Source organism: Streptomyces paromomycinus (assembly GCF_003865155.1).
Taxonomy (GTDB): domain Bacteria; phylum Actinomycetota; class Actinomycetes; order Streptomycetales; family Streptomycetaceae; genus Streptomyces; species Streptomyces chrestomyceticus.
In genome coordinates this window covers 1-16,965 of the sequence record NZ_BHZD01000001.1, presented here as the reverse complement: position 1 = coordinate 16,965, position 16,965 = coordinate 1, and the positions used below count along the sequence as shown (strand labels likewise).

The 16,965-nt window shown below is 69.3% G+C and carries 12 protein-coding genes; 8 read left to right on the top strand and 4 right to left on the bottom strand.

Annotated features, from left to right (window positions below):
* The first annotated feature begins 66 nt into the window (after positions 1-66).
* Complete coding sequence (locus OEIGOIKO_RS43715; RefSeq protein ID WP_307721270.1) at positions 67-567, top strand: hypothetical protein; 501 nt, start codon at positions 67-69, stop codon at positions 565-567.
* A 122-nt stretch (positions 568-689) separates the two neighbouring features.
* Complete coding sequence (locus OEIGOIKO_RS00045) at positions 690-2,153, top strand: UvrD-helicase domain-containing protein (RefSeq protein WP_125058358.1); 1,464 nt, start codon at positions 690-692, stop codon at positions 2,151-2,153.
* 328 nt (positions 2,154-2,481) lie between these two features.
* On the opposite strand, the gene OEIGOIKO_RS00040 is transcribed toward OEIGOIKO_RS00045, so the two are convergent.
* A complete protein-coding gene (locus tag OEIGOIKO_RS00040; RefSeq protein ID WP_125050583.1) occupies positions 2,482-2,898 on the bottom strand; it encodes a pentapeptide repeat-containing protein in 417 nt (138 codons plus the stop codon).
* Between the two features lie 238 nt (positions 2,899-3,136).
* Between OEIGOIKO_RS00040 and OEIGOIKO_RS00035 the strand changes: the two genes are divergently transcribed.
* Genes OEIGOIKO_RS00035 through OEIGOIKO_RS00020 form a run of 4 tightly spaced genes read left to right on the top strand, consistent with a single transcriptional unit; the run spans position 3,137 to position 7,057 of the window.
* On the top strand, positions 3,137-4,351 hold the full coding sequence (locus OEIGOIKO_RS00035; protein ID WP_125050581.1) for an ABC-three component system protein: 1,215 nt from the start codon (positions 3,137-3,139) through the stop codon (positions 4,349-4,351).
* A complete protein-coding gene (locus tag OEIGOIKO_RS00030; protein ID WP_125050579.1) occupies positions 4,348-4,833 on the top strand; it encodes a three component ABC system middle component in 486 nt (161 codons plus the stop codon). Before OEIGOIKO_RS00035 ends, OEIGOIKO_RS00030 begins: the two co-directional genes overlap by 4 nt.
* 32 nt (positions 4,834-4,865) lie before the next feature.
* Positions 4,866-6,815 (top strand): DUF3732 domain-containing protein, encoded by a 1,950-nt coding sequence (locus tag OEIGOIKO_RS00025; RefSeq protein WP_125050577.1) that lies wholly within the window; start codon positions 4,866-4,868, stop codon positions 6,813-6,815.
* Positions 6,816-6,853: 38 nt separating this feature from the next.
* A complete protein-coding gene (locus OEIGOIKO_RS00020) occupies positions 6,854-7,057 on the top strand; it encodes a hypothetical protein (protein ID WP_125050575.1) in 204 nt (67 codons plus the stop codon).
* A gap of 475 nt (positions 7,058-7,532) precedes the next feature.
* Here OEIGOIKO_RS00020 and OEIGOIKO_RS00015 read toward each other — a convergent pair whose 3' ends face one another.
* Positions 7,533-8,771 (bottom strand): PQQ-binding-like beta-propeller repeat protein, encoded by a 1,239-nt coding sequence (locus tag OEIGOIKO_RS00015; RefSeq protein WP_170251440.1) that lies wholly within the window; start codon positions 8,769-8,771, stop codon positions 7,533-7,535.
* 45 nt (positions 8,772-8,816) lie between these two features.
* On the opposite strand from OEIGOIKO_RS00015, the gene OEIGOIKO_RS41275 reads away from it, so the two are divergent.
* Entirely contained in the window at positions 8,817-9,059 is a 243-nt protein-coding gene (locus OEIGOIKO_RS41275) for a hypothetical protein (protein WP_170251438.1), read from the top strand.
* An 8-nt stretch (positions 9,060-9,067) separates the two neighbouring features.
* Positions 9,068-9,577 (top strand): hypothetical protein, encoded by a 510-nt coding sequence (locus tag OEIGOIKO_RS00010; RefSeq protein WP_125050571.1) that lies wholly within the window; start codon positions 9,068-9,070, stop codon positions 9,575-9,577.
* 658 nt (positions 9,578-10,235) lie between these two features.
* On the opposite strand, the gene OEIGOIKO_RS00005 is transcribed toward OEIGOIKO_RS00010, so the two are convergent.
* Together OEIGOIKO_RS00005 and OEIGOIKO_RS41270 are read right to left on the bottom strand one after the other, a co-directional pair.
* Entirely contained in the window at positions 10,236-13,736 is a 3,501-nt protein-coding gene (locus OEIGOIKO_RS00005) for an ATP-binding protein (protein WP_125050569.1), read from the bottom strand.
* A 102-nt stretch (positions 13,737-13,838) separates the two neighbouring features.
* Positions 13,839-16,965: hypothetical protein (locus OEIGOIKO_RS41270; RefSeq protein ID WP_170251436.1), on the bottom strand; the 3,127-nt coding region annotated here is incomplete at its 5' end.

Genomic DNA, 16,965 nt, shown 5'->3' with positions numbered 1-16,965 from the left:
TGGTGCCGCATCCCGCACGCGGTGCTCTGCCCCCACCGAACCGCCACCACCGGCCTGACCCCGCACGTGGAAGACCTCCGTCGCCAACTGGCCCTGCGCACTCGCCGCCTGATCGATACCGGCACCTTCACCCCGCACCGTGCCACGACGCCGCCCACCACGCCCGCAGCGCCCTGCCGTCCGGACCGGCCCGTCCTCCAGCTCTTGGGCATCCGCTACCTAGCCGCCCAGCCGGTCGACGCCATCCGCTGCGTCGCCCAGACACGCCACCGCCGCCGCTGCGCCCTCCCCGTCCTTGCCCCCGCCTTCCCCGGTACCTGGACCCTCCTGCCCACCGGCTCCGCCCGAGGCCAGCTTGCCCTGCCGCACCGGACCATGGCCGTCTACAGCCTCAGCCACCTGCCCTACGGCGAACAGCTGCGCTGGCGCGCCCAGCGCTGCCCCGCCCATGCCGCTGCCCCCGGAGCCGCGGACGTCGCCCTGCCCGACTGGGAGGTCTTCGACCCGCTCCTGCACCACGAGCACATCCACACCCGCCTGCCGAACACCATCCGCCGCCCGCGCTGAACGCGCCCCCCCGCGCCAGCCGTGCGTTTCTCATTCCGCCGACACCGCTGCGCGACATCACCATGCCGCCGCAGGCCCGCCCGTAGACCCAGCGTCGGCCCGTCCCCCTGGACCATCTTGTGCTGAATCCCACCGATGAACAGACCGCCGCCGCCGACGCCTTCCGCGCCGGAGACCAGCTTGTCCTCCAGGCCGGTGCCGGTACCGGCAAGACCACCACCCTGGCCCTGCTGGCGAAGGCCACCGGCCGCCGCGGCCGTTACCTGGCCTACAACCGCGCCATCGCCCGCGAGGCCGCCACCCGCTTCCCCAAGACGGTGGTGTGCAAGACCGCCCACGCCATGGCCTACGCCGCTCTCGGCCACCGCTACGCCCGACGCCTGAATGGCCCCCGGCAGCCCAGCTGGCGCACCGGCCAGGCCCTCGGCATCACCAAACCCCTGCGCATCGGCGACCGGGAGATCAGCACCCGTACCCTGTCCAACACCACCCTGCGCACCGTCACCCGCTTCTGCCACTCCGCTGACGACCGCCTGCACCCCCACCACGTCCCCCGCCTGCGCGGCCTGGAAGACGACGAGCACTACACCGAGTTCGCCGAGGCGGTCGTGCCGTTCGCCTGCCGGGCCTGGAGCGATCTGCAGCACCCCGAGGGCGGCGTGGTCCGCTTCGACCACGACCACTACCTGAAAATCTGGGCCCTCACCCGTCCCAAGACCACTGCCGAGTACCTCCTGCTGGACGAGGCCCAGGACACCAATCCGGTGGTGGAGCAGCTCTTCACCGATCAACGCGGGCATGCCCAACTGGTGATGGTCGGCGACTCCGCCCAGGCCATCTACCACTGGCGCGGCGCCCGCGATGTCATGACCGGCTTCGTCGGCACTGCCCTGGCCCTCTCCCGCTCTTTCCGCTTCGGCCCGGCGCTGGCCGCCGAGGCCAACCGGTGGCTGGCCGTCGCCGATGCCCCGATCCGCCTGACCGGCTCCGAGGCGGTGCCCACCGAAATCGGGCCGGTTCAGCGGTCGGATGCGGTGCTGTGCCGTACGAACATCGGCGCCATGGCTACCGTCATGGACCTCCTGGCCACCGGCCAGCGTGTCGGCCTGGTCGGGGGAGGAGAGAGCCTGCGCGCCCTGGTCCTGGCGGCCCGCGACCTCAAAGAAGGGCGTCGCACGGGCCATCCAGAGCTGGTGCTGTTCACCTGCTGGGGCGAGGTGCAGGACTACGCTGCCCACGACCCGGCCGGCCGCGACCTTGCCCCCCTGGTCGACCTGGTCGACACCCACGGCACCGAGGCCCTCCTGACGGCCATCGCCCGCATCGTTCCCGAGGAGCAGGCGGAGGTGACGGTCTCCACCGCGCACAAGGCCAAGGGCCGCGAATGGTCCTGTGTCCGCATCGCGGAGGACTTCACCCCGCCGGAGGACACCGAGGAAACCGACGCGGCCGGCCGCCCGATTCCCGGCCCGATCGACGACGGCGAAGCCCGCCTGGCCTACGTCGCCGTTACCCGTGCCCGCCACCACCTGGACCTGGGCGGCCTGTCCTGGATCAACAACCACCCCGCCGGCAGCCTGCCCTAGGCGTGCACTGCGCCCGCCACCGCGGGGCCGGTGACGGGCTTGATCTCTGCTGATCTACGGGGGCTGGCGTGTACCGAACGAGCGCGCTCGGGCAGCTCTTGACGATGCCGCGCAGAGCCTTGGCCTCGGCGCGGTCGGCGGCGAGCTGCCAGCGGAGCTGGCCGGCGACCCAGTTGGTGGCGTAGGCGTAGGTGGCGCCCCAGTCGCCCTTGGCGCGGTGGGAGCCGAGGCTGACGGCCACGAGGCTGCGCCACAGGTCACGTCCCCATGCGGCACGGCAGGGCGCGGGCGGAGGGCCGCGCCGTGCCGGTCGCCGGAGGGTCAATGATCAGCGTGCTTCGCCACGTGGGAGCACTCGGATGTTGCCGCCCTGCCTCTGGATGAAGCGCTCGAGGTCGTCACCGCCGACTTCCTGCGTTCCGTTTTCAGATACCACTTCGATCGGGCCGAAAATCGTTCCTGAGAATCCGTTGAAGATCGTGTTCGCGTCGACCCTGACTTTGAAGGAATTCTCTTTCACGACTGCGTTCGTCAAGTCCGCACCGCGGAGGTCCACGTCCAGGAGAGAGGCCCCCATGATCTGTGTGCCACGCCAGCTCGCGCCAGAGGCGTCGACGTCACAGAGCGAGGCCTTGACGAGATTCGCCTCGTCAAGGCGTGCGTCCCGCAGTGATGCGTCATCGAAGTTGGCTCGCACCAGCGAGGCACCGGTCAAGTTCGACCTGCAAGTGTGCGCACCCACCATCGGTTGCACCGGCAATCGGCTACGCACGGTTTTCAGGGGGACGACTGAGGTAGGAGTGATCGGTGCTACTTTGTCCGGTGGGGACCGGCGAGGGGGTCTTGCGAAGCAAGGGAGCCTTCCCAAGCCTGTGTCCTCCTGCCGGTTGACCGACCGTAGGGGTGGGCTTGCGCCGCTCGGGCAAGCATGATCAGTAGTGGGGAACGTGGCGCAAGCAGGGTCGCATTCGGCGGCAGGGCAGATGACCGGGTACCTCTACCAGTGCGAACTGGCCCTGCTGGAACTAGCCCGGCACAGTTGGCACGACGCCGACATCGAGGTCCGCATGGAACTCCTCGATGACATCGAGTTCCTGGACCCGCAGGAGACCACACCGCGCGAGCTGCTGCAGTCCAAACACCGTGAAGCAGCAGGCCCGCTGAGCGAGACCGGCAAGGACTTCTGGCGTTCCATCGCCTCATGGATCGACGCTTTGAAAGTCCTCTCCGGCACCCCGGGCACGTCGACGCCCCTCCTGCGCCTGGTCTCGACCCAGATCGCCCCCGAGAGCACCTTCCTGCACCAGCTGCGCTCCGGGGCCGACAGAGATATCAGCAAGGCGCTGGTACGGATGGAAGAGGTCGCCAAGGACGAGGACGGGCCCGACACCACGGCCAAGGACCGCGCCCTGTACCTGAAGCTGACTCCCGCACAGCGCCATCAGCTGGTCAGCGCCATCACCGTCAACGACGGCGCCCCTGTGATGTCAGACCTCGACTCTAAGCTGGCCAAAGAACTGGGGATCACGCCAAGCGACCACGCTCAGGCCGCCCTCGACGAGATCAAAGGGTGGTGGTACGGCATGGCCGTCAGGTTGCTGGAACGCAAGAACCCACAACGCATGCTCCCCTCCGTCAGCGCCCAGCAACTCATGTGCCGCCGGGATGAGGTCACCGACCGGTACGCCGGCAAGAACCTCCCGATCACGGAGACACTGCGCAACCTGACCCAGGCGGAGATCGCCGGCTACACGGACCGCCTGGTTGTCACCCAGATGCGCTGGGTCGGGCTGCCCGATTCCGAGGTGGCAATGCATCTGCGGGACTACCACCACGCACGCGCACAGCGATCCGAATGGCTCCGCACCTTCAAGATCACCCCGGAACGGCTTGAGGAGTACGAAGGCGAACTCCACTACGAGTGGGAGACAACCTTCCGCCGCCGCACCCGCCGAGTCCGCGACGAAATGGATGAAGAGGACCGACAGGCCATCGGCCAGGACATCCTGGACGACACCATGGACAGGGTCGCCGACACCCCGCCCCGCCCGGGCAGCGCCACGGCACCGTGGGTCGCCAAGGGAAGCATCCATGGGTTGTCCGACCAGGCCGACACCGCAGGCCCCGATCGGGCCTTGGGCTGGCACCCCGACTACGACCGCCTCTGCCGGCGCCGCAATGAAACGCAGGAACAGTGACGACGGGCTCCCACCGCAATGTGTCCGAAGCGCAGGCGCTGTTCAACCCGGCCTTCGGCGCCTATCTCCTGGCCAGCGGCATCAACGCGGCCGTGAAGAAGGCGAACAGGCCGCTGCCCTGGCCCAGCGTCTTCCTGATCCTGCCCTTCGTGCTTCCGGTAGATACCCGCAGCTCCCTGCCGACCAAGTCCACTGTCACGCTGACGGCCTGGGCGCACGACCACCCTCGTCTCCAGGCCGCCTTCGCCGAACGCGCCGCAGCCCTGACCGGATACACGCGCGCCAGCCTGCGCACAGCCATGCGCCACAACGCCATAGACATCACCGCCTCCGGACTGGTCTGCCCCCGCAGCCCCAAGCCGGCCTCCGCCGCCCCCGGCGTCGAAGTCGCCGACTGTGTCCGAGCAGCAGCACTTGTCGGCCGCTGGCTCGCAGTGACCGACCCCACCCGAGCCTTCACCGCTCTCGGTGTCCGACCCTGACCCGCCCTCGCACAAGGAGCCCCGAAACCGCCATGCAACTGCTCGCCCTGGCCCTCTACCACCGAGACGGCACAAAGCCCCCCAGGGTCCTGCGGTTCCGCCCCGGGGCGCTCAACATCCTCACCGGCGAGTCGGAGACGGGGAAGTCCGAAGTCCTCAGCATCGTTGACTACTGCCTCGGACGCCGGGACCCCAACCTGCCCGACGACCTGATCGACCAGACCGTCAACTGGTACGCCCTCCTGGTCACCTTCGCCGACCACTCGCGCATGGTCCTGGCCCGGCCCCGCCCGACCGGCGCCTCCACCCATCACGCGTTCACCCGCACCGGCGATGACAGCCTGGACATCCCCCAAGCCCACGAGCTCGTCAACAACTCCAACGTCGCGGCCCTGCGCAGCGACCTCAGTGCCCGCCTGGGCATCGAGGACTTCCACTTCCAGCCCCCCGCCGGAGCAGGACGCAAACCCTTCGACGTCTCCATCGCCCAGGCAGCCCTGCTCTGCTTTCAGAACCAGAACGAAATCGCCGACCAGACCGCGCTGTTCCACCGCCAGACCGAGCCCGGCATGGCCCAGGCCCTCAAAGACACCCTGCCCTACTTCCTCGGATCCGCCGGCCCCGAACAAGCCCTGCGCCGCCACCGCCTCGGCGCAGCACAGCGGACCCAACGCGCAGCACAGCGCAAGCTCGACGACGCCCTGCGCCAGCAGCAGACCATGGATGCAAACGGCCTCGCACTCGTCCGCCTGGCGGAGAACGAAGGCCTCCTTCCCGCCGTACCCGCAGCCCCCGACACCGCCCAGGTCATCGACCTCATGCACCAGGCCTTGGCCGCCGCACCCCAGACGGCAACACCGCTGAATCTGCGCGACCGACGCCAGGTACTCAACGACGAACGCCGCCTTCTGCGCAAACAGCTGCAGGATTTCGACGAAGCCCTCGCCGCGGTCGACCGCTGGCAACAGCAGGGCCGCGCCTTCACCGGCGAACTCCACCTCCAGCTCGACCGCCTCAAAACGCTCGAACTCCTCGGCCCCGAGCGCGAGCACGACACCAGCATCTGTCCCATGTGCACCCAGCCCCTGGAAGACCCCGACCCCTCCGCACAGGACCTCTCCGAGCTGACCGGCCACCTCGCGCAGGAACTCGCCCAAGCACAGACCCTCCAGCCCGTCCGCGACGAACACCGCCGCGCCCTCCAGGCCGAACGCGACGCCGTCACCGAACGCCTCAGGCTGAATGGAGCCCAGCTCAGAGAACTCCTCGCCAACGACGAGCGCATGCGCAACCTGCAGGAACAGAACCTGCGCGTCGCCCACATCCAAGGCCGGATCGCCGAAGCGCTCACCCGCACCGGAACGGACAGCGACATCGCCCGGCTGCGCAATGACCTTGCCCTGGCCCAGGAACACGTCGCCACACTGGAACAACTCGTCGACGAGGACGACGTCACCGCCGAGACCGAACGCCGGCTCGCCGACATCGCCGTCGGCATGACCGCCTGGGCCAAGCACCTCCAGCTCGGAGGTGCAGCAGACGCCACCGAAGTAGGCATCAGCCTCAAACTGCTCAACGTCGTCCTCAGGCGACCTGCCGGACGTCTTCCCCTCACGCGGATCGGCAGCGCCAAAAACCACATCGGCTACCACCTGGTCGCCCACCTTGCTCTCCACACCTACCTACGCCGCAACAACCGGCCCGTCCCCGGTTTCCTCATGCTGGACCAGCCCACCCAGGCGTTCTTCCCCGAGAAACCCCGCGATGCCTCAACGGTTCAGGACGCCGACTGGGCCACGGTCACCGCCTACTTCCAACTCCTCAACGACGTCGTACAACTCAACCGGGGAGCGCTCCAGATCATCGTCTGCGATCACGCCAACCTGGCCGAGGACTGGTTCCAGGATGCCGTCATCGGCAACTGGCGCCCCGACAGTGACGGCAACCGCAACGCTCTCATCCCCCCGGACTGGCTCGACTGACATCACTGCCTACTTGATGTCCAGGCATTTCATGGGTGATGCACCGATGGCAGATGAAGGTGCAGCCGATGACGGCGTGGGCGAGCAAAACGTTGGTTGAACGTGCGTGCGGACTGCGATCGTGTACTTCCGCCGCGGGCCACTGGTCCGCCGCAACGATCACCATCCCCGCGCACTTCTTCCTGAACGGCTGGATCCAGGTGCTCAACCCCTCGGAGGTCGCCACCTGGCTCATCCTGTGAGGGCTGAGCCAATGGGCCCGCACCACGCACGCCGCATCCGGGGGCTACCTCTACGGGAAGGCCCGTTTGGAGGACTTCGGGCTCCGCCGCGACGCCTGGGAGGACGGCCGCCAACGGCTGCGCGAATTCGGGCTGATCCGATTCGCTCGCCCCGCGAGTGAGAACGATCTGCACGCCAACGTCTGGGATCGGCTGACCCGGGCCAGCCGGGATCGGGACGAGCCTTTTACCGTTACCAGGTAACTGATCAAGGCCTCACCGAGGACCCGGTGAAAAAGTGCACGAAGGAACTCACCATCCGGCAGAAGACCCTGGACGCGGCGGCCGCACAGCCCGACACCCCTTCCCCATAGTTGCGAGTGGTTGAATCCACCGCAGGATGTGGATCGCGGCTCGGATGGACATGCAGAGTCGATCGGAGTTCTGGTGGTGGGCCGGGCCACAGCACGAGGCGTCCAGGAGGTGCAGGTGCGCTCTAGGCGTCTCTTGCACCACCCGAAGTGCCGGGCCGGCTGGCGAGCGCCCATGCGGAAACCTCGCCGCTGCTGCTCGTCACATACAGCTTTCCGTCGACGACCAGCGGCTGGCCATGTACGGATTCCTCCCATGACAGATCGGCTTGCCAGACTTCCTTCCGGCTGCGCATGTCCCAGCCGTGCAGTGCTCCGGCGCGGTGGCTGGCGAAGACAACGCCACCGGCGGTGAACGGCTGTGAGGTGAAGGAGCCCGCCATGTTTCTCCGCTGCCACACGAGGTCACCGGTGCAGGCATCGAGTGCAGCGAAGCTGCGGGGCTGCCAGAGAGCGAGGTAGACGATGTCATCGAAGACCTGGGCGGTCGTGACGGCGCTTCGGCCCACCCGCCGGTGCCACAGCTGCCGCCCCGTATCTGCCTCCCACCCCATCACCTCACCCGCGGTGGTGGTGAGGTAGAGCATCCCGCGCGCCGACGTCGGCGGACCCGCCAGGTCACCGTCGATGTCGTACTGCCAACGGACCGAGCCGTCGGTGTCCAGCGCTGTGAGCTGGCTCGTGCCGGGCCGGAGCTGGGCAACGACGTATACACCGTGCCCGTCGACAATCCTGTATCCCAGCATCTGCTCCTTTGCTGTGAACACCCACCGCATGCGGCCGTCGGTACCGAACGACCACAGGCAGTGTTCTGCCATTGCACCGGCGTCCGCGCCGGCTGTGGGGCTGGTCTGCAAGAACATCGCGTCTGCCTGAATACGCGGCGCGCCGACCGGTACGCCGCTCACCGGCTGCTTCCACAGCACCACGCGGGAGGCGATGTCGACCGCCAGGAGCTGCTCGTGCGGTGTCGCCGCGAACAGGGTTCCCCGGTCGACGACGCCTGCACCGTCGCACATGCGGACGGTCAGCGTCTGGCGCTTCCTCCCGCCGCGCAGGTCCAGGGGGAGAATGCGTTGCTTCTGGTCGGCGACGAAGACCGTGCCGGCACCGAGTACAGGGACGGCATCGAAGGCGGTCTGCTGCCGCCACAGTGGGCGGCCGGAGGGTGCGTCGAAGGCGAGCAGCCAGTAGCCGTCGCGTATCAGGAGGGTGTCCTGGCACATCAGCGGCTGCCGGGCCTGCCTGCTGAGGGTGCGTGCCTTCCACAGCAATGTGGGGGAAGGGCCGGCCTTCCTGACGGGGGCCTTGCGACCCTCGGGCCTGGTGGCGGCGGGCTCGCGGGGGCCGGCCTGCGCCGGCACGATGGGCGTCGTGGTGCCGGGCGGTGCTGCGAAACAGGGCAGACCGTGCAGGTCGGCGGCGAGGGCGGGCAGATCGATTTCCGCCCCGCTGGGTGCGTAGCTGCCCACCAGCTCCGTGAGGCGGGAGAACAGGGCGTCTGCTTCGGCGGCGAGATGATGCGGGGTGAGCTGCTGCAGGTGTCCGACCGCCGTCGTTCGGTCGGACCGGTCGACGCCCTCCAGGCGCAGTTCGACCAGAGTCTGCTCAGCAGACGCCAGGTGAGCGTGGAGGGCGCCGGGAGGGGCTGAGAGGGGCGGTGAGCGCCGAGGGCCGTCCGGACAAGGGCATCCAGTTGTTCCAGACGGTTGCGCATCCCGGCATTCGCGTACCCGCGCTGGGCCATGCGGGAGCGGAAGGCAGCCGGATTTCCTGCGGCGATCGCCGCCGTGGCCAGGTCAGCGAGCTGGTGGGCAGGCCGGCAGGCCGGCACGACGGCCAGCGCCAGCCGCCAGCGTCCGCTTTGCAGCAGCGCCCACCGGCGGATGACGATGTCGAGGTAGGCGTCGAGGAGCTGCACCGAGCTGATCTCACTGGGCACCAGACGGGGATGACGCCGCACACCAATGGACAACACGTGCTCGGCACCGGTGGGGCTCACCCCACGCACCAGGATGTCATCGACCCGGCTGACGTTGCGGGCCTGGAAGCGGACCTGGGTGGGCGTGATGTGATCTCCCAGGGCGGGCACCGGCGTGCGGGTGAGCAGGTGCGAGAGCAGTACGGCTCCGAAGCGGTGCTCAAGTACGGTCCCGCCCCCGCCCGTTGAGTACGGCCCTGCCTGCGTCTGCGAAGCCGAGCACTCCCCACCCCGCTCACGCAGCACCTGAGCCAGGTTCACCGCATAGGGTCGGCCGTTGCGTCGCGTCAGCGCCATGGCCTGCTCTTTAACGTAATGATCGGGATTCACGCGCCGTCCTCCACGGCACAGCATAATCATGTGATCCGGCTGCCACATCGAGCACTTGCCATGCGCCCGAGCGGCAGGCCAGGGAGCCTCCTTTCGCCTTGTGGAGCGCTCCTCGTCGGCGACCACCCCGATACCCGTTCGAGTTGAGGGTGGAGTGAAGTCCCTTCGGTCGCTGGGAGCCAGCGACCGACGGCCCAGCGACCGATCCGACCGGAGTCCCGATGCCGTGCAGGAGCTTGGCCGAGGCCGCGCTCCCGTGCGCCCCAACTTCCCGTGCGGAGGCGGGGTGCGGTCCCAGAAAGGCGTACGTCCGGTGCCTGCTGAACGCCGTTGCGACCGGTTCGTGGCGTCGCACCGCGGCGTGCAGCCGTTGCGCGTGGGTGCTGTCCGGAAGCTGCATACCGGCTGGTGCTGGGCCACTCCCTGATCCCTGCGTGAACCGCGTGTGCACCACCGGCTGCGGAAACGGAACACGAGAGTGGACGAGTCCTTGGCGACGCACACGCCACTACGGCTCTCACCATTGGCGGCGGAGGTCGGTGTAGAGGTCCTCGGTAAGCGCCCTGCTGATCTCCCGGTCCGCGTGCTCTTCCAAGGCGGCGTACAGCCGTTCGTGCGGGGAGCCAGGCGGCAGCGTCGCGCGGACCTGCGCGGCTTTTTCCCGCAGGTCCAGATCACGTGGGTAGGGCTGGCCGGGAGAGGTTGTCTTCATCCCGGTGGTGACCGAGCTGAACAGGCTGCTGCCCACCTTGTTGTAGAGGTCCCGGGAGTGTCGCGCGGCGGCGATCAGGAGGTCGGCGACGAACTGGGGTTCCTCCCAGACCAGCCCCTGTGGGGCGTGGGCCAGGAGAGGCGTGACGCCGGAGACTTGCTGTTCGTCACCACTGCGGACAGCGTCGGCTATCACTGCCTTCACCTCGGCGTCGAAGGCCTCGCCTGCGACGCTGGCGAACAGCACTCCACCGTACAGTTCGCGACGCCAGGGATGCCTACGGTCGGCCGCCAGCCACTGCTGCAGCCGACGCAGCAGCTCTGCCCGGCCAGGACTGCGACCGAAGGCGAGAGGGGCGCTCCACCGGTAGGGCAGCGGCTCATACCCCGGACACAGTTCTTCTTCCCAGGCCTCCACCCGCTGCATCAGGACCGTCAGCGCTTCGTCGGCATGCGTGTCGGACAAGGCGGCCAGCGCCCTCTGCGCACGATGATCGCGCAAGGTTGCCGTGCCGACCAGCTCGCCCTGGCAGAACGCGCGCTGCGGCGGGGTGAGCTCCGCCCACGACAACGCGCGCGGGCCCACGAAGGCCCAACCGAACGCTGCAGCACCGAAGGCCACGTCCGCAAACGCCACAGAACATAGCAGCGCGATCGCCTGCTCCCGTGGCGCAGTGTGCCGCAGCATGGTGATGGCCAGGTCCATCACCTCCGCCCGCACCCTCGCGTCCGCGTGTGCGGCCAGTTGACGGGCCAGGGCGTACTCGTCAGGGTGGAGACTCTCGCCGGTGATCAGCCGTGCCCGGCCGGCCTGCACGACGGCGCGTGCCCCTGCGGCACTGCCGGCACTCGCCAGCTTCTCAGCCGCCTCGCGGGCGGTGCCGGTATCTGCCGACCACAGCGCCGCCAGCGCTGGCGCCACCAGACCAAGCGTGAGCAGGTCGCCGCACGCGGCGGCCTCCCGCACCAGGACAGCCGCGAAAGAGGGCCGGACCCGCGTCAAGGCCTCCACCAGTGCCGCCGATGCGGGCGGGGAGTCGGGGAAGACCTGAGCCCCATCGGTCAGCAGGTCCCGCAGCATTCCCCAGACGGCGTCCTCGGGAAGAACACCGAGGTCGGCAACCACCCGGTCCAGCTGGCCGAACCAGTGGGCTTGTGCCTTCTGCGTATCGCCCTCCTCAGCAGACTCGAGCCAGTCGTACCAGTCGCTGTACACCCACACCGCCAGCCGGTGCGTCACCGAGTCGGGCAGCGCCTCCACCACGGCGCGGGCCGCCGCGGCGGTTGCCGGCGAGCCGTACTGCTCGTGCCAGTGCACTGCCCGACGCACCGCCAACGCCACCAGCGGACCCGGCTGTACCTGCCCGGTGCGTTCGGCCAAGGCATCCAGCGCCTCCACCTGCACCTGCGCATCACGCTCCGACAGGGAACGAAGGACCACCTCCATACTCCGCGCCGCGGCACCGGCTCGTACCGCATCCGCTGCGCCGTACGCATCCAGCAGCACCTCGTAGGCCTGCTGCATGATCGGCGCAACCCAGTCATAGGCCACCGGCAGCCGGCAGAGGGTCAGCGTATGGCCGTCCTCGCTCCGTGCTTGCATCGCCTCCGAGGCGAACAGAGCATCGAGCAAGGCGAACGGCATCCGGTCCGTGCTCCGCACCGGTCCCTGCTGCGCCCAGCGGGCCACCGCATCGACCATCGCATGCTGGTACAGCAGCGGTTTCCCCGGCGCGTAGGAGGCAAGGTCGCTGAGCACGCGCAGCGGGGCATCGGGATGCTGCGCCAGCGGCCGGAGATCATCCTTTCCCAACAGCCACAGCAGCTCCATGGCTTCGCCCAGGTGGGCGGGGTCGAGGGCGACGCCGGCCAGGACCGGCGCGAGGCACTCCAGCGGATGTTCACCGCCGGCGCGAGCGCCGTCCATCGCCGCCTGCACCAACCTCAGCACCCGCCTGGGCTGGTAGGGGGCGATCTGCTCGGCTATGCCCAGCAGGCGGTGCCGCTCGGCGAGACCGCTGTGCGCGTAGGCATCCGTCACCGCCTGCCAGAGTTCCTCCACCGGTGAGCGGCCCCCGGAGCGCAGATGGCTCCACTGCCAGTCCAGCCGGCTGGTGTTGACCAGTGCGTGCACCACAGGCACGCCGGCGCCGCGGGCCAGGATCTGCTCGAGGTAGCCGGTGGAGGCCCCGGTGACCGGATCGAGTGCCACCTCGGCCAGCAGCACATCGCCCAGGAGATCGGGCAGGATGCGCACAGAGGTGCCCCGACGCGTCAGCACCCCGCAGCGGATCAGCCGCTCCAGCTGAGCCCGCAGCTGGGCGTGCCCGGTGTCCAGGAGGTCGGCCAGGAGGTCGAGGAAACCCTGTTCGGCCAGGCGGAGCGGCTGCAGTGCCGCGACCGCGTGCAGCAGGCCCCGGTCGGTGTCCGGTGCGGGGGAGCCGGCCAGAGCCTCCCCGACGAATGCGTCCCGTAGCTCCTGGTGCAGGTGGACGTCGCTTTCCAGCCTGCCGGGGTCGAGCCGGCCGTCGGCGATCCGGACGGCGCTGAAGACCAACAGCAGCGGGCAGTCGCCGACCGCAGCGGCAAGTCGGCGGGCCAGGTGCGCATGGGAGGCGCCGAGAACCTCTGCGGCGAGCTCGGTGGCGGCCCGCGGGGTGAGTTCTTGCAGTTCCCATGCCGGTACCTGACTGTGGTCCACGCCGACCTGACGGAAGGCATTCCTCAGCAGCGCCCAGCCCGAGGGCTGGATCGAGAGGAGTACCCGTGCCCCGGGGCGCTCCTGCCGGATGTCGCGAAGAACCCCTGCCAGGTATTCGGCACGTTGGTGGGCATCCTCGATGAGCACCAGCAGCCGGGATTCCGCCGGCAACTGGGCCGCGGCAGCCGGTTCCGTGTGCCCGGGGCCCAGCACCCGGACGGCTCCTCGCCCGCCGGCCTCGACGGTTTCCGCCAGCTCCTGCAGCAGACGGCTCTTGCCCTGACCGGCCGGGCCCACCAGGACCCCGAAACCCCCCGGGGAGCTGTCTGCCGATGCGAACTCCGTCAGCTGCGCCAGAACGTCCTCACGCCCCCGCAGCGCCCATCGGTGCTGACGGCCGTGCGGGGCAAGGGTGTCGTACGCCGCGGAGGGGGTCAGCCAGCGCGCCGGTGCGGCGCCGGGCGGAGGAGGGGGATTAACGATCACGTCTCCGTACAGCGCGGCGTAGACCGAGCCGCCGGAAGACGCGTTATTGGTCTGCCTCGTCGCACCGCCGGCTGTCGTGGCGTCCCCTTCCGCGGCCGGCGGCTCGTTCGTCTCGCTCACCTCAAAGACTCCTTGTGTCCCGGGCCATGCACCGTAGACGGAGCTCGGCAGCGTCCGCGGCCGACAGACACCAGGCCGCGGTGCCGCAGGCGGCCCCGCGGGTCATTCGTCCAGTTGCTGCAGTGCCCGTGCCTGGGGGTGCCCGGCCAGGGCCAGGCCGTCCACGAGAGCCTGGTGGTGCGGTCGTGCGGCCGGAGTGAGCAGGGGATGCAGCTCGCGCAGCCACTCCGGCAGCGAGAACCCGGGCGCGGTGATGACGCCCTGGTCGTTCAGCGCGCGCTGGCGCACCCACCGCAGCCCCAAATCGAGCTGCTCATGCAGCGGCCGGGTCTTCAGCAGACTGATGAGGTTGTCCGCGCCAAACCGGCTGCCGGCTCCGGCCTCGTGCACGGTCCAGGCATCGAGCTCAGCCGCCAGCGGGGCCATTGCCGGCCACTGCCCGCGGATCCGGAGCAGCGTCCCATCCGCATCCGGATCGGCCACCGACACGGTGGGGTTGGGGACCAGCTCATCCGCCAGGAACTCCTGCGCCATCCGTCCGGCACGGTCACCGTCATGAGCGCGAGCCGGCAGGGTCAGCACCGACGCCATCAGGTGCGGCCAGAGTGCGGCCAGGGAAGGGATGAGCTCCGGCTCGTACGTCGCCGCCATCTTCATCCCCCGCAGCAGATGCCCGAGTGCCTGCGCCGCATCAGTGAGCTGATCGGCCAGGCCGGTCACGACCTCGGGCTCGTCGGAGGCCGCCCGCAGCAGGGCCGCGGCCACCGCACCGTGGTCCTCCGCCCGGCGGTCATAGTGCCCCTCGGCCCAGGCGCACGCGGTGCGTGCGTAGGCCTCCAGCAGCGGGGTTCGCACGCTGCGCGCCTGCGCCGTGCGGCAGTGCTGCGTGCGAGCAGCCTCCAGCACCGCCGGCAACACCGTGCCCAAGGCCGCCAGGGCTCCCTCCTCACCGGTCAGCTCCTCACAGCTGCGCACCGGCGGGCGCGGCGACTGCTGAGCGCGCAGAAGATGATTGGCCTCCTGCAGCACCAGACTCATCCCGGCCTCGACAGCCTCCCAGGCCACCGCATGAGGGCACCGCACCCCCTCCCCGGCGCAGACGCTGGACCACAGTGGACGCAGCCCCTCGATAAGATGGTCGCGTATCTCATGGACAGGGTGGACGGCGCAGCCCAGCACCGCCTCACCCACCCGTTCCAGCTGCCACTTTTGAAGCAGTGCCGGTTGCGCAGCGGACACCGCTGGCAGCAGAGACAGAGGCAGGGCGAGCGCAGCCAGACCGCGAGCATCCCACGGCACAACGGCCTCATGCGCCTCCTCAGACACCTCCGGCGCAGACGCCGCAGCAGTGGTCAGCAGCGTCAGCGACCAGCGCACATCCTCGGCCGAGACCGGACATCCGTGCGCTGCAGCCACCACGACGGCCAAGGCCACAGCACACGCGCCCTCCACGTCACCGTGCTCGCTGTCAGCAAGACCCCGCGCCTTCACAAGATCAGCATTCAGCTGATCGATGTCCGCGGCCTGCGGCATCAGGATGCGGTGCGGTCCGCGGAGACCCGAGGCGTACCGGTTCAACAGCTCATACCGCAGCATCGGGCCCGCCGAGCGGGCTCGCCGCTGCGCCAGCTCACGCGCAGTGTCCGGTGACGGCCGCACCTCCACCCTCACCTGGTCACCCGCGCGCTCCCACGCGTAGCATTCCCAGTCCAGGTGATTGGCCCAGTTCCCGGTCGCCGCCCGGTCGGGACCGCCGTCGGCCGCGCGCAACGTTTCCGCCACGCTCTTCAACCGGGCCAGCGCGGTCTTGTCCTTGCGCTGCGTGGCGGCGATCACCAGATCCATGGCTACGCGCGTCGGCGGCACATCCGTGCTCGCCCCCCTCCGGCCCAGGGTCTGGCTTGCCACTACGCGGGTGTTCTCCAGCTGCCACACCACCGGGAGAGCCAAGAAGGCGTCCAGTTCGTCGGTGACCTTCTCCCGGTGGCGTGCCAGCAGCCCGTAGGCCATGCCCGCCCCGGCCACGGTGCCCACCTGCCCCACAACCACCCGCGCCGCTTGTCCTACAGACAGCAAGCCGCCCTCTATATGACTCTCCAGCCACCGATCGAGTGCCATGAGAGCACTCATGCACGGCTGTGGCCCGGTCAACGTTCCCCGGTACCAGCCCCACGCCCCGGCGTTGCCGGGATAGGTCCGCACCCCGGTCCCCAGAAGGTCCCCGCGGACCTCGAACGGCGGCCCGCCCACATCCTCCGTTTCCTTGAATGCTGCAGCCAACAGCGCTCTGATCACCATCAGGGCGTGCCGCGGCGCGGCCTGCAGCAACGGGAAGAACGGCCCCCGGTACCAAGCCGCCTGCCCCCGTGCCAAAGGGCCGAGGTACTCGTGTCGCCGCACTCCGTCTCGCAACGCGTGTCTCTTCCGAGCCGGTTGCGGTACGTAGTAGGCCAAGGCCAGTTCCACCAGGAGGTCGGGGGCGTCCGCCGCCAGGGAGCAGGCCGCATCCACGCGCTCGACGGCGGGCAGCAGGGCGTGCGGCCGCTGCCGGGCCAGTTCGCGCAGCACGGCGACGGCTGCCTCATCGCGGTCCTCGCCCAGGAGCGCCAAGGCCTCGATGAATGACCCGGAGGGGAAGGCAGGAGCCGCACGCAGCATGGCGTCCCACAACGTCCTCCGGATGCTTCGCCAGGCGGTGATGTCCGCCCCGCAGGTCTCCTGCCCGGCAACACCGCGCAGCCATGTCAGGACCAACTGCTCGACCGCACCATCTTGCGGGCCGAGGAACATCGAGGAGTTCTCCACCAGCCAGTGCACGACCGGTGCCGTCACCAGCACACCGCTGAGCGCGTCGTCAGCAAAACGCCCCGCACAGCGCACCAGCTGCGCCAGCAGCTCCGGCTCCTGCAGCAGCTGCTCGGTCAGTGCGGTCAGGACCTCCCCACACCAACCGGCAGCCAGGACCGCCTCCCACGGGATCTCCTCCCAGCGCGAGCCGTGCAGATCCGCCAGCTGCCGGAAGGTGGTACGCACCTCAAGCCAGCGCATCGGCAACGGCGTGGCATGCCCCGGCCCGAGCCGAGCCTGGCAGAAGATGCGGGCTGCGTGCACGGCCCATCGAGGCCCCTGCCGGTTCAGCAGCACGAGGCCGTCGTCCAGCAGCAACCGCCGGGCGGTGGCGAAATCCCGGTACACATCGTGCGCGAAGCGGTGCTCCTCGCCGACTACC